This window comes from Kitasatospora sp. NPDC023120, from assembly GCF_055560835.1.
The window spans coordinates 43,336-54,770 of sequence record NZ_JBVHHY010000041.1 but is presented as its reverse complement, the minus strand read 5'-3'; the positions used below and the strand labels follow the sequence as shown (position 1 = coordinate 54,770).

The 11,435-nt window shown below is 72.3% G+C and carries 14 protein-coding genes; 3 read left to right on the top strand and 11 right to left on the bottom strand.

Features of this window, described 5'->3' with window-relative positions:
- The 3 genes from ACZ3TI_RS37210 to ACZ3TI_RS37200 all read right to left on the bottom strand — a co-directional run.
- The coding region (locus tag ACZ3TI_RS37210; protein ID WP_465734366.1) for a C40 family peptidase at positions 1–857 on the bottom strand (857 nt) is incomplete at its 3' end.
- A gap of 119 nt (positions 858–976) precedes the next feature.
- Positions 977–1,252: a hypothetical protein gene (locus ACZ3TI_RS37205; RefSeq protein ID WP_465734364.1), complete on the bottom strand. Its 276-nt coding sequence runs from the start codon at positions 1,250–1,252 to the stop codon at positions 977–979.
- Between the two features lie 40 nt (positions 1,253–1,292).
- Positions 1,293–1,538: a hypothetical protein gene (locus ACZ3TI_RS37200; RefSeq protein ID WP_465734362.1), complete on the bottom strand. Its 246-nt coding sequence runs from the start codon at positions 1,536–1,538 to the stop codon at positions 1,293–1,295.
- A 367-nt stretch (positions 1,539–1,905) separates the two neighbouring features.
- Between ACZ3TI_RS37200 and ACZ3TI_RS37195 the strand changes: the two genes are divergently transcribed.
- Together ACZ3TI_RS37195 and ACZ3TI_RS37190 are read left to right on the top strand one after the other, a co-directional pair.
- A complete protein-coding gene (locus ACZ3TI_RS37195; protein ID WP_465734360.1) occupies positions 1,906–2,892 on the top strand; it encodes a LuxR C-terminal-related transcriptional regulator in 987 nt (328 codons plus the stop codon).
- A gap of 152 nt (positions 2,893–3,044) precedes the next feature.
- Positions 3,045–3,821: a VOC family protein gene (locus ACZ3TI_RS37190; protein WP_465734358.1), complete on the top strand. Its 777-nt coding sequence runs from the start codon at positions 3,045–3,047 to the stop codon at positions 3,819–3,821.
- A gap of 66 nt (positions 3,822–3,887) precedes the next feature.
- Here the strand turns inward: ACZ3TI_RS37190 and hisF are convergent, their stop codons facing one another.
- The 8 genes from hisF to hisD form a co-directional block, all read right to left on the bottom strand.
- Positions 3,888–4,658, bottom strand: a complete 771-nt coding sequence (hisF, locus tag ACZ3TI_RS37185; protein ID WP_465734356.1) for an imidazole glycerol phosphate synthase subunit HisF — start codon at positions 4,656–4,658, stop codon at positions 3,888–3,890.
- Positions 4,655–5,095: a RidA family protein gene (locus tag ACZ3TI_RS37180; protein WP_465734354.1), complete on the bottom strand. Its 441-nt coding sequence runs from the start codon at positions 5,093–5,095 to the stop codon at positions 4,655–4,657. The genes hisF and ACZ3TI_RS37180 overlap by 4 nt, the downstream gene beginning before the upstream one ends.
- A complete protein-coding gene (gene priA, locus ACZ3TI_RS37175) occupies positions 5,092–5,817 on the bottom strand; it encodes a bifunctional 1-(5-phosphoribosyl)-5-((5-phosphoribosylamino)methylideneamino)imidazole-4-carboxamide isomerase/phosphoribosylanthranilate isomerase PriA (protein WP_465734370.1) in 726 nt (241 codons plus the stop codon). The genes ACZ3TI_RS37180 and priA overlap by 4 nt, the downstream gene beginning before the upstream one ends.
- Positions 5,818–5,911: 94 nt before the next feature.
- The gene (hisH, locus tag ACZ3TI_RS37170; RefSeq protein ID WP_465734352.1) at positions 5,912–6,547 is read right to left on the bottom strand and encodes an imidazole glycerol phosphate synthase subunit HisH; all 636 of its coding nucleotides are present in this window, start codon (positions 6,545–6,547) and stop codon (positions 5,912–5,914) included.
- A 49-nt stretch (positions 6,548–6,596) separates the two neighbouring features.
- Positions 6,597–6,749 carry a hypothetical protein gene (locus ACZ3TI_RS37165; protein ID WP_402225709.1) on the bottom strand — a complete coding sequence of 51 codons (153 nt, stop codon included), beginning with the start codon at positions 6,747–6,749 and terminating at the stop codon, positions 6,597–6,599.
- Positions 6,746–7,339, bottom strand: a complete 594-nt coding sequence (gene hisB / locus ACZ3TI_RS37160) for an imidazoleglycerol-phosphate dehydratase HisB (RefSeq protein ID WP_465734349.1) — start codon at positions 7,337–7,339, stop codon at positions 6,746–6,748. The genes ACZ3TI_RS37165 and hisB overlap by 4 nt, the downstream gene beginning before the upstream one ends.
- Before the next feature lie 6 nt (positions 7,340–7,345).
- Positions 7,346–8,446, bottom strand: a complete 1,101-nt coding sequence (locus tag ACZ3TI_RS37155) for a histidinol-phosphate transaminase (protein ID WP_465734347.1) — start codon at positions 8,444–8,446, stop codon at positions 7,346–7,348.
- Positions 8,443–9,750, bottom strand: coding sequence for a histidinol dehydrogenase (gene hisD, locus ACZ3TI_RS37150; RefSeq protein WP_465734345.1), 1,308 nt, complete (start codon positions 9,748–9,750; stop codon positions 8,443–8,445). The genes ACZ3TI_RS37155 and hisD overlap by 4 nt, the downstream gene beginning before the upstream one ends.
- Before the next feature lie 91 nt (positions 9,751–9,841).
- On the opposite strand from hisD, the gene ACZ3TI_RS37145 reads away from it, so the two are divergent.
- The gene (locus ACZ3TI_RS37145) at positions 9,842–11,422 is read left to right on the top strand and encodes an oxidoreductase (RefSeq protein ID WP_465734343.1); all 1,581 of its coding nucleotides are present in this window, start codon (positions 9,842–9,844) and stop codon (positions 11,420–11,422) included.
- Positions 11,423–11,435: the final 13 nt, after the last annotated feature.

The following is an 11,435-nucleotide window of genomic DNA, read 5'->3' as shown; positions in this document are numbered from 1 at the left end:
ATGTCGTCCTTGCCGTCCTTGTTCAGGTCACCCACGGCCAGGTTGCTCATGCCGTTCCAGCCACCGTTGCCGATCAGCACCCGGCTCCCCAGCGCCCCCGTCCCGGTCCCCGGGTACGACCAGAGCTTGCCGGTCGACACCTCGACCGCCACCAGGTCCTTCTTGCCGTTCCCGTTGAAGTCCCCCGCGGTCAGGTTGGTCATCCCGGGGTCGGACGGACCGTCGTCGCGGATGGACTTGTTGCGGACCGGCACGAAGGTGCCGTAGCCCGAGTAGTACGGGTAGGGGATCTCGCGGTAGTGGACGCCGCTGCCGGTGAACTCGTAGCCCATGTAGTGGCTGGAGTCGGTCCACTTCTCGAACAGCACCACGTGGCCGTTGGCCCCGCTGTTGTCGTTGAGCAGCGCGTCGCCGGCCTTGAGGTCGCCCTTGCTGATGTGCTCGGTGACGCCCCGCGGGCCGAAGGTGTCGGTGGTCAGCGAATCGTCGAGCTTCCAGGCCATCGAGACGTAGCCCGAGCAGTCGGTGCGGTACCCGTTGTGCGAGCCGGTCCAGCTGTAGTCGAGGCCGATGCCGACCCAGGTCTTGGCGCGCCGTATCGCCTCGGTCCGGGTGACCGCGGGGGCCAGGACGGAGGCGGCAGCCGACGAGCCGTCAGCGGCGGGCGCCTGGGCGACCTTGACCCCGACCGGCTGGCCGGCGCCGCCGTACTCGCCGCCCGCGACCGCGGTGGCGGCGGGAGCGGGGGCGGGCTCGGCGGCGAACGCGGTGCCGCCCTGCACGAGCAGCCCGAGCGACAGCGAGCCGGCCAGCCCGAGGGCGACGGCGGACGTGCGGAGATAGGCCTTGCGGGACATGAACACTCCTGGCAGTGACATACGGGAAAGTGGCATCCGGAAGACCGGTGCGGCGCGAAGGCGCCCGGGTCACCGGAAGAGGGAGCGCCGGAGGAACTCCGGCAGGATGTGGACGGCCGTCAGCCGGCGACGCGAACGCGCCAGGACCGGAAGGCCGGAGACCGCGAGAGGGCGGCGCAACACAGGGCCAGCGAATGGGCGGGGGCGTTGTCGCCACTTCCGCCGCTGGTGAAGACGACGAGGTCGATGGAGTCCTGACGGGCCCTCGACTGGACGTGCTCCAGGCCGCCGCAAGGATCGGCGTGGGCCCAGAGCACGTCCTTCAGGACGTGGGCGTCGGCACGGGTGGCCTGGCGCCGGTCGGGGCTCGTCAGGGTGAGACGGACGATGTGCATCGGATTCGGGTCGAGCGGCCGGCGCCGGCGGCGGCGCCGGTCACAGCTTGTTGTCCCAGCTGATGCTGCCCGGGTCGCCCAGGCCGCCCTTGCCGTCCCGGTCGTGGGCGGGGTCGCCCTTGCGGAGGTCACCCTCGCCCGGGTCGCCCTTGCCGGGGGCGCTCGCCGCGGACCCGCCCGCCACGGTGACCGGTGCGGCGGCGACGGCGGTGACGGCCGGCAGAGCGAACGTGGCCGCGACTGCCGCAGCCGCGAGGACACCGGAAACGCGAGCGGTGATCCGCATGGAGAACAACCCCCTGGTTGATGGTTCGGTCGGTTCGTCGGACGGGCGGCGGCTGGTTCCCGCCGTCCCACCGGCCCGGGGCTCGTCGTCCCTGCGGCTCGGTGATTCACATCCTGCAAGCCCCGACCGGTGCTCCGGAAGGCTTTCCCCGAGGCATCATCAGGCCTGGCAGCATGGCGCCACCCCAGCCACCCCAGCCACCCCAGCCGCCCGGATCGTCCTGGCCGCCCCGACCGCCCCGGCTGCTTCCTCCGCCCCGTCGATGCACCGTCAACTCTCCTTGCACACACATGAGTGAACTGTGAGAATCACGAAGACGGCCTTGACAACGCCTGGCCGCGCGCATCGCCGAGTCCGGGGGGGAATCGTGCTCGAAGTGCTGGGACTGGACCCGACGGCGGAAGCCGTCTACGCGGCCTTGCTGGTCGAGCCCGGGTGCGGGGTCGCCGACCTGTGCCGCCGGTTCGGCCTCTCCGAGACCGCCGTCAGGGAGGCCCTCGACCAGCTCGCGGACCTGACGCTGCTGCGCCCCTCCCAGGAGGTCTCCGGCGCGCTGCGTCCCGTCAGCCCGGCGGTCGGTCTGGAGGCCGTCATCCGCCGCCAGGAGGACGACCTGGCCCGCCGCCAGCAGGAGCTGGCCGCCAGCAAGGCCGCCGTGGCCCAGGCCGTCGCCGCCTACGCGGACCTGGTGCCCAACACCACCTCCGACGCCACCGAGCGTCTGGTCGGGATGGACGCGATCCAGGCCAAGCTCGAGATGCTGGCGCGCGGCCTCCGGACGGAGTTCCTCGCCGCGATCTCGGGCGGGGCGCAGTCCCAGGCCAGCATGGACGCCGCCCGTCCGCTCGACCAGGACGCGCTGGAGCGCGGCGTCACCATGCGGACGCTCTACCAGGACAGCGTCCGCAACGACCAGGCCACCCACGCGTACGCCCAGTGGCTCACCGGTCTCGGCGGCCAGGTGCGGACGGCGCCCCTGCTGCCGCCCCGGCTGCTGGTCTTCGACCGGCACACCGCCGTCGTCCCGATCGACCCGGCGCGGACCAGGCTCGGGGCGCTCTGCACCAGCGAGCCCGGGCTGGTCGCCTCCCTCGTCGCCCTGTTCGAACAGGCCTGGTCCACCGCCGTGCCGCTCGGCGCCGACCAGCCCACCCACCACGACACCGGCCTCACCCCGGCCGAACGCGACCTGCTCCGGCTGCTCGGCACGGGCCTGACCGACGAGGCGGCCGGCAAGCGGCTCGGCATCTCGGTGCGCACCGTGCGCCGCCAGATGTCCGCCCTGATGGAGCGGCTCGACGCCGCCAGCCGCTTCGAGGCCGGCCTCAAGGCGGCGCAGCGCGGCTGGCTGTAGGGCGGGGGCACCCTTTCGAACACGCCGGTCAGGCCCTTCCCGGCTGCGGATGTCAGTGCCTCGGTGCAGACTCTCAGGTGGCCGGGGTGGGTGCGTGCGCGCGCCCGAACGGAAACCGCCCCGGTCACTCTCCGTCGAAGGGGCACCACTCCATGCTCACCACCGACTTTCCCATCGGCTCCCCCTGCTGGGTCGACCTCGGCAGCCCGAACATCCGGGCCACCGCCTCGTTCTACGGCGCGGTCTTCGGCTGGGCCTTCCAGGAGGTCCCCGGGGCCGGCGGCTACGGCTTCTTCCAGCTGAACGGCAAGACCGTCGGCGCTCTCGGCAACCTGGACGAGGGGGCCCGGTCGGCCTGGACGACGTACTTCCGCACCGAGGACGTGGACGCGACCGTGAAGGCCGCCGAGCAGGCGGGCGCGACGGTCCGGGTGCCGCCGATGGACGTCATGCAGGAGGGCCGGTTCGCCGCGCTGACCGACCCGCGGGGTGCCGAGTTCGCGATCTGGCAGGCGGGCGGCACCACGGGGCTGGACGTCGTCTCCGAGGACAACGCGCTGGTCTGGTCCGAGCTGCACACCTCCGGCCCGGACGTCGCCTTCGACTTCTACGAGAAGCTGTTCGGCTGGCGGGTGGAGGTCGTCGAGCCGGTCCCGGACATGACCTACCGGGTGATCTCGACCTCCGAGGGCGACCAGCAGGAGACCAGCTTCGGCGGCATCGCCCCGACCATGTCCCCGGAGCAGCCCGCCGCCTGGACGCCGTACTTCGCGGCCTCCGACGTGGACGCGGTGATCGCCAAGGCGACGGCCGCCGGTGGTTCGGTGCTGATGCCCGCCGAGGACGTCCCGAACGTCGGCCGGATCGCCTGGCTGGCGGACCCGAACGGCGCCCCGTTCGCGCTGATCAAGGGTGAGCCGAGGCAGTAGGCGGCGGAGAAGCGCGAAGGGCCCGCCGTCCGGAACCGGACGGCGGGCCCTCACGCGAGCAGCGGATCACCGCACCGGGTGCCCGGCCTCCCGCAGCGCGCCCTTGACCTCGCCGATGCGCAGGTCCCCGAAGTGGAAGACGCTGGCGGCGAGCACCGCGTCCGCGCCCGCCTCCACGGCCGGGGCGAAGTCGGCGAGCTTGCCGGCCCCGCCGGAGGCGATCACCGGCACCGAGACGGCCTTGCGCACGGCCCGGATCATCTCCAGGTCGTAGCCGTCCTTGGTGCCGTCGGCGTCCATCGAGTTGAGCAGGATCTCCCCGGCGCCCAACTCGGCGGCGCGGCCCGCCCATTCGACGGCGTCCAGGCCGGTGCCCTGGCGTCCGCCGTGGGTGGTGACCTCGAAGCCGGACGGCGTCTCCGTCCCCTCGGGGCAGCGCCGGGCGTCCACCGAGAGCACCAGCACCTGCCGCCCGAACCGCTGGGCGATCTCGCGGATCAGCTCCGGGCGGGCGATGGCGGCGGTGTTGACGCCGACCTTGTCGGCGCCGGCTCGCAGCAGCTTGTTCACGTCCTCGACGGCGCGGATGCCGCCGCCGACGGTGAGCGGGATGAAGACCTGCTCGGCGGTGCGGCGGACCACGTCGTAGGTGGTCTCCCGGTCGCCCGAGGAGGCCGTGATGTCGAGGAAGGTCAGCTCGTCGGCACCCTCGGCGTCGTAGAGTTTGGCCATCTCGACCGGGTCGCCGGCGTCGCGCAGGTTCTGGAAGTTGACGCCCTTGACCACCCGCCCGGCGTCCACGTCCAGGCAGGGGATGACTCGTACTGCGAGGGTCACGGCTGTTTGCCTTCCGGGTCTTCCAGGGTCTTTGCCAGCCCGGAGCGGTACGCGTCGAGCTCGATCTCGACCATCATCCGGGAGTCGATCAGTCCCTCGACCACCACCATGGTGGCCACCGGGCGTGCGGCATCGAAGAGTTCGCGGTGGGCGCGGCCCACTTCCTCGGCGTCGCGGACGTGGGTGATGTACATCCGGGTGCGGACCACGTCGTCCGCGGTCAGACCGTACGCGGCCAGGGCCTTGAGCCCGACGCCGAACGCGGCGAGGGTCTGCCGGTACGGGTCGCCCTCGTGCTCGATCCGGCCGTCCACCCACGCGGTGGAGCCGGCCACGTGCACGTGGTCGCCCGCGGCGACGGCCCGGGAGTAGCCGAACTCGTCCTCCCAGGGGGAGAAACCACCGACTCGGCCGCGTACGATCCGACCATCCGTCATCCTGAAACCGCCTCCAGGGCCTCTTCGAGGGTGAACTTCTGCTCGTAGAGTGCCTTGCCCACGATCGAGCCCTCGACACCCTCGCTGACGAGCGTGGCGATGGCGCGCAGGTCGTCGAGCGAGGAGACGCCGCCGGAGGCGACCACCGGGCGGTCGGTGGCGGCGCAGACGTCGCGCAGCAGCTGCAGGTTGGGGCCGGTCAGGGTGCCGTCGCGGTTGACGTCGGTGACGACGTAGCGGGCGCAGCCCTCCGCGTTCAGCCGCTCCAGCACCTCGAAGAGCTGGCCGCCGTCGCGGGTCCAGCCGCGGCCGCGCAGGGTGGTGCCGACCACGTCCAGGCCGACGGCGATCTTGTCGCCGTGCTCGGCGATGGCCTTGGCGACCCACTCGGGGGCTTCCAGGGCGGCGGTGCCGAGGTTGACCCGGGTGCAGCCGGTGGCGAGGGCGCGGACGAGCGACTCGTCGTCGCGGATGCCGCCGGACAGCTCGACCTTGATGTCCAGGCGGCCGGTGACCTCGCGCAGCAGCTCGTAGTTGGAGCCGGTGCCGAAGGCGGCGTCCAGGTCGACCAGGTGCAGCCACTCGGCGCCGGCGTTCTGCCAGGCGAGGGCGGCGGCCAGCGGCTCGCCGAAGGAGGTCTCGGTGCCGGAGGCGCCCTTGACCAGGCGCACGGCCTGGCCGTCGCGGACGTCGACGGCGGGGAGCAGTTCGAGGCGGCTCAGACCCCCGCTCTCGCTCCGCTCAGCGGTGGCTTCGCCAGGCACGGCCCCGATCGATCGCTCACTTCGTTCGCTCATCAGTACAACCTTCAGCTCGTCAGAGGGTGTTGACCCAGTTTGTCAGCAGGGCGGCGCCGGCGTCGCCGGACTTCTCGGGGTGGAACTGGGTGGCCCACAGCGGGCCGTTCTCGACGGCGGCGACGAACGGCTGCCCGTGCGTGGCCCAGGTGACCAGCGGCGGGTTGATCCGCGCGCTGTGGGTCTCCAGCTCCCAGTGCCGCACGCCGTAGGAGTGCACGAAGTAGAAGCGGGTCTCCGGGTCGAGGCCGGCGAACATCCGGGTGCCCTCGGGCGCGTCCACGGTGTTCCAGCCCATGTGCGGGACGACCGGGGCGTCCAGCGGTTCGACGATGCCCGGCCACTCGTCGCAGCCGGCCGTCTCCACGCCGTGCTCGACCCCCTTCTCGAAGAGGATCTGCATGCCGACGCAGATGCCCATGACCGGGCGGCCGCCGGACAGGCGGCGACCGATGATCCAGTCCCCGCGGACCGACTTCAGGCCGCGCATGCAGGCCTCGAAGGCGCCGACGCCGGGGACGAGCAGGCCGTCCGCGGCCATCGCGGTGTCGTAGTCGGAGCTGACCGTGACGTTCGCCCCGGTCCGCTCCAGGGCGCGCTGCGCGGAGCGGAGGTTGCCGGAGCCGTAGTCGAGGACGACGACGTTCTTGCCCATGTTCAGGTGTCCAGTCTCTTTCACGGCCGATCTGGCGGGTCTGGCGGGTCTACAGGCGCAGGAGGCCGGAGGCCAGGCACATCACGGCGCCGAACGCCAGCACCAGGATGACGCCCTTCGACTGCTTCTGCTTCCAGAAGGAGATCACGCCGCCGACCAGGAAGAGGCCGACGAAGATGAGGATCATCGCGGTGTTGTTCACAGCGCACCCTTGGTCGAGGGGAGGATGCCGGCCGCGCGCGGGTCGCGCTCGGAGGCGTAGCGCAGCGCCCGGGCCAGCGCCTTGAACTGGCACTCCACGATGTGGTGCGCGTTGCGCCCGTACGGCACGTGGACGTGCAGCGCGATCTGCGCCTGGGCCACGAAGGACTCCAGGATGTGCCGGGTCATCGTGGTGTCGTAGCTGCCGATCATCGGCGCCATGCCCTCGGGCTCGGTGTGCACCAGGTAGGGCCGGCCGGAGAGGTCCACGGTGACCTGGGCGAGGGACTCGTCCAGCGGCACCGTGCAGTTGCCGAAGCGGTAGATGCCGACCTTGTCGCCGAGCGCCTGCTTGAAGGCGGCGCCGAGCGCGAGGGCGGTGTCCTCGATGGTGTGGTGGGTGTCGATGTGCAGGTCGCCGTCGGTCTTGACGGTGAGGTCGAACAGACCGTGCCGGCCGAGCTGGTCGAGCATGTGGTCGTAGAACCCGACGCCGGTGGAGATGTCGGTCTTGCCGGTGCCGTCGAGGTCTATCTCGACCAGGACGGAGGTCTCCTTGGTGGTGCGCTCGACGCGTCCGATGCGGGACATGGGGTGTTACAGCTCCTTGATCACGGTTCGGACGGCGTCCAGGAAGGCGTCGTTCTCGGCGGGGGTGCCGGCGGTGACGCGCAGCCACCCGGGCACGCCGTTGTCGCGGACCAGGACGCCCTGGTCGAGGATGGCCTGCCAGACGGCGTGGGTGTCGGCGAAGCGGCCGAACTGGACGAAGTTGGCGTCCGAGTCGGTCACCTCCAGGCCCAGCCCGCGCAGCGCGTCCACCAGCCGGTCGCGCTCCTCCTTGAGCTGTCCGACGTACCCGAGCAGGGTGTCGGTGTGCTCCAGGCAGGCCAGCGCGGTGGCCTGGGTGACGGCGGACAGGTGGTACGGCAGGCGCACCAGCTGGACGGCGTCCACGACGGCGGCGTCGCCGGCCAGGTAGCCCAGGCGCAGCCCGGCCGCGCCGAAGGCCTTGGACATGGTGCGGCTGACCACCAGGTTGGGGCGGCCCTCGATCAGCGGCAGCAGCGAGGCCCGGTGCGAGAACTCGACGTACGCCTCGTCCACGACCACCAGGCTGGGCCGGGCGGCCTGCGCGGCCTCGTAGAGCCGCAGCACGGTGTCGGCCTCGACGGCGGTGCCGGTCGGGTTGTTCGGCGAGCAGATGAAGACCACGTTCGGCCGGTGCTCGGCGATCGCGGCCTCGGCGGCGTCGACGTCGATGGTGAAGTCGTCGTTGCGTGGGCCGGAGATCCAGGCGGTGCCGGTGCCGCGGGAGATCAGCGCGTGCATCGAGTACGAGGGCTCGAAGCCGAGCGCGCTGCGGCCGGGGCCGCCGAAGGTCTGCAGCAGCTGCTGGAGGACCTCGTTGGAGCCGTTGGCGGCCCACACCTGCTCGCGGACGACCGGGAAGCCGGTGGTGCGGGTCAGGTACGCGGCGAGGCCTTCGCGCAGCTCGACCGCGTCCCGGTCGGGGTACCGGTTCAGCCCCCGGGCGGCCTCGGCGACGCGCTCGGCGATCCGGGCCACCAGTTCCTCGGGCAGCTGGTACGGGTTCTCGTTGGTGTTCAGCTGGACGGGCACGTCCAGCTGCGGCGCGCCGTACGGGGACTGGCCGCGCAGCTCGTCCCGGACGGGGAGGTCGTCGATGCGCGTCACGATCCCGGCACCGTCCAGTCGAAGCGGGCCTTGATGGCGTCCCCGTGCCCCGGCAGGTCCTCCGCGTTCGCCAGGTTGACCACGTGCGCGGCGACGTCCGCCAGCGCGTCCCGGTCGTACTCGACCACCTGGACGCCGCGCAGGAAGGTCTGCACGGACAGCCCGGAGGAGTGGCAGGCGCAGCCGCCGGTGGGCAGCACGTGGTTGGAGCCGGCCGCGTAGTCGCCCAGCGAGACCGGGGTCCAGCGGCCGATGAAGATCGCGCCGGCGTTGACGACGCGATCCGCCACCGCGTGCGGGTCGCGGGTCTGGATCTCCAGGTGCTCGGCCGCGTACGCGTTGACCACGGCGAGGCCCTGGGTCAGGTCGTCGACCAGGATGATGCCGGACTGCTTGCCGCCCAGCGCCTCGGCCACCCGCTCGCCGTGCTTGGTCCGGGCGACCTGCTCGGCGAGCTCGGCCTCGACCGCGTCGGCCAGCGCCGGGGAGTCGGTGACCAGCACCGAGCCGGAGGTCGGGCCGTGCTCGGCCTGGCTGATCAGGTCGGCGGCGACGTCGGAGGGCAGCGCGCTGTCGTCGGCGAGGACGGCGATCTCGGTCGGGCCGGCCTCGGAGTCGATGCCGATCCGGCCGGCGAAGTAGCGCTTGGCGGCGGCCACGTAGATGTTGCCCGGGCCGGTGACCATGTTCACCGGCGCGCACTCCTCGGTGCCGAGGGCGAACATCGCGACCGCCTGGGCGCCGCCGACGGAGTAGACCTCGTCCACGCCGAGCAGCGCGCAGGCCGCCAGGATGGTCGGGTGCACGCGGCCCCCGAACTCCCTCTGCGGCGGGGAGGTGACGGCGATGCCCCGGACGCCCGCCTCCTGGGCCGGCACCACGTTCATCACCACGGAGGACGGGTAGACCGCCAGCCCGCCCGGCACGTACAGGCCGACCCGCTCGACCGGCACCCAGCGCTGGGTGACCGTCCCGCCCGGCACCACCCGGGTGGTGTGCCCGGTGCGGCGCTGGTCCGCGTGCACGGCGCGGGCCCGGCGGATCGACTCCTCCAGCGCGGCGCGCACCTTCGGGTCCAGCGTCTCCAGGGCCTCGGTCAGCTGCTCGGCCGGCACCCGGGTGGACTCCAGGCGGACGCCGTCGAAGCGCTCGGTGATCTCGATCAGCGCCGCGACCCCGCGATGGCGTACGTCCTCGGCGATCGGCCGCACCTTCTCCAGGGCGGCCGCGACGTCGAACTCGGCACGGGGCAGCAGGTCACGCGGGTCGTCCAGCGAGCCGCGGAGGTCGATTCGAGAGATCACGCCACCCAGTGTAAGGAGTGGCCGGAATCGCTGGTCCCGCATTTCAGTCCGTGATACGAAAGGCGAGACGACCGGGGGGACGGGGGAAAGCATGGCGGAGCGCGCTCCGGAGGACTGGACCGCTACCGAGCGCGAGCTCTGGGAGGCCTACCGCCAGGGCGAGGTCCTCGACCTCCGCAGTGGCGAAGCCGACACCGACGACCCCTTCGGCGACGCCGTCTGGAGCCCCCGGCGCGCCGTCCGCGCCGAGGTGCTCGCCCATCTGCTGCTGGTCGGCCCGGCTCCCGACCCCGGGCGCGTCGCCTCGCTGCGCCTGAGCGGCGTCCTGGTCACCGGCGCGCTCAACCTGGCCGGCGCCGCCATCGGCGACTACGTCGAGCTCCACGACTGCCGCTTCGAGCACAAGGTCCTCATCTCCGAGGCGACGGCCCCCACGCTGCGCTTCGTGAACTGCCTGATCCCCCGCCTGGAGGCCTCCCGGCTCACCACCACCGGCGACCTCCACCTCCCCCGCTGCCGCGTCCCCGACGGCATCCGGCTCACCGACGCCAGGATCGGCACCGACCTGCTGCTCAACCAGGCCGTCGTCGGCGGCGACCGCCACGGCCGCGCCGTCTCCGCCGACGGGATCACCGTCAACCAGGACTTCGAGGCCGAACGCCTGGAGACCACGGGCGAGTTGAGCATACGCACGGCCCGGATAGGCGGCCGGCTCTCACTGCGCGGCGCCCAGCTGCACGCCGACCGGCAGCTCAACCGCACCTGCCTCAACGCCGTCCGGGTCACCGTCGGCCACACCCTCTACCTGACCAGCTCCGCCGACCGCGGCTGGGTCGGCTCCCGCAGCTACTACGGCTCCGGCTACGGCGAGAGCCCGCCGCCCGACGGCCCCGCCACCCCCTTCCGCGCCTTCGGCCGGGTCCGGCTGTCCGACAGCCGCTTCGACGGCGCCTGCCTGATCTCCGGCGAATTCCACCTCGAGGGTGACGACGAACTCTCGCTGCGCCGCATCCACACCCCCGAGCTGCGCTTCACCTGCTCGTTCCGCCCCACCGGCTTGGTCTCGCTCTCCCGCGCCCGGGTCGGCAACCTGGTCGACACCCCCGAGGCCTGGCCGCTCGGCAAGCACCTGGGCCTCACCAACTTCGTCTACGAGAACCTGCGCCCGAAGTCGGCGTTCTCGGTCCAGCAGCGGATCGCCTGGCTCGAGGGCTCCTCCGTCGACTTCCAGCCGGAGTCCTACGAGCAGCTGGCCGCCGCCCTGCGCCGCGACGGCGCCGACGACGACGCCCGCGAGGTGCTGTACGCCAAGCAGCGCCGCCGCCGCCGGACCCTGCCGCTGCCCGCCCGGGTCTGGGGCGCCGTCCAGGACGCCACCGTCGGCTACGGCTACCGCCCCGGCCGGGCGGGCCTGTGGCTGCTGCTCGCGTGGGCCCTCGGCAGCCTCTGGTTCGCCACCCACCCGCTGGAGCCGCTCAAGGCCGACGAACGGCCGCACTGGAACGCGGTGCTCTACACCCTCAACCAGCTGCTGCCGATCGTCGACCTCAACCAGGGCGGCTGGAACCCGGGCGGCCTCAGCCAGTGGATCTCCGCCTCGCTGGTGATCATCGGCTGGCTGCTCGCCTCCACCGCCGTCACCGGCGCCACGCGGATGCTCCAACGCGGATAACCCCGCGACAACC

Coding starts and splice junctions, on each gene's coding strand:
- ACZ3TI_RS37205 (WP_465734364.1), bottom strand. CDS start 1,252: ATGCACATCGTCCGTCTCACCCTGACGAGCCCCGACCGGCGCCAGGCC.
- ACZ3TI_RS37200 (WP_465734362.1), bottom strand. CDS start 1,538: ATGCGGATCACCGCTCGCGTTTCCGGTGTCCTCGCGGCTGCGGCAGTC.
- ACZ3TI_RS37190 (WP_465734358.1), top strand. CDS start 3,045: ATGCTCACCACCGACTTTCCCATCGGCTCCCCCTGCTGGGTCGACCTC.
- ACZ3TI_RS37180 (WP_465734354.1), bottom strand. CDS start 5,095: ATGACGGATGGTCGGATCGTACGCGGCCGAGTCGGTGGTTTCTCCCCC.
- hisH (WP_465734352.1), bottom strand. CDS start 6,547: ATGGGCAAGAACGTCGTCGTCCTCGACTACGGCTCCGGCAACCTCCGC.
- hisB (WP_465734349.1), bottom strand. CDS start 7,339: ATGTCCCGCATCGGACGCGTCGAGCGCACCACCAAGGAGACCTCCGTC.
- ACZ3TI_RS37145 (WP_465734343.1), top strand. CDS start 9,842: ATGGCGGAGCGCGCTCCGGAGGACTGGACCGCTACCGAGCGCGAGCTC.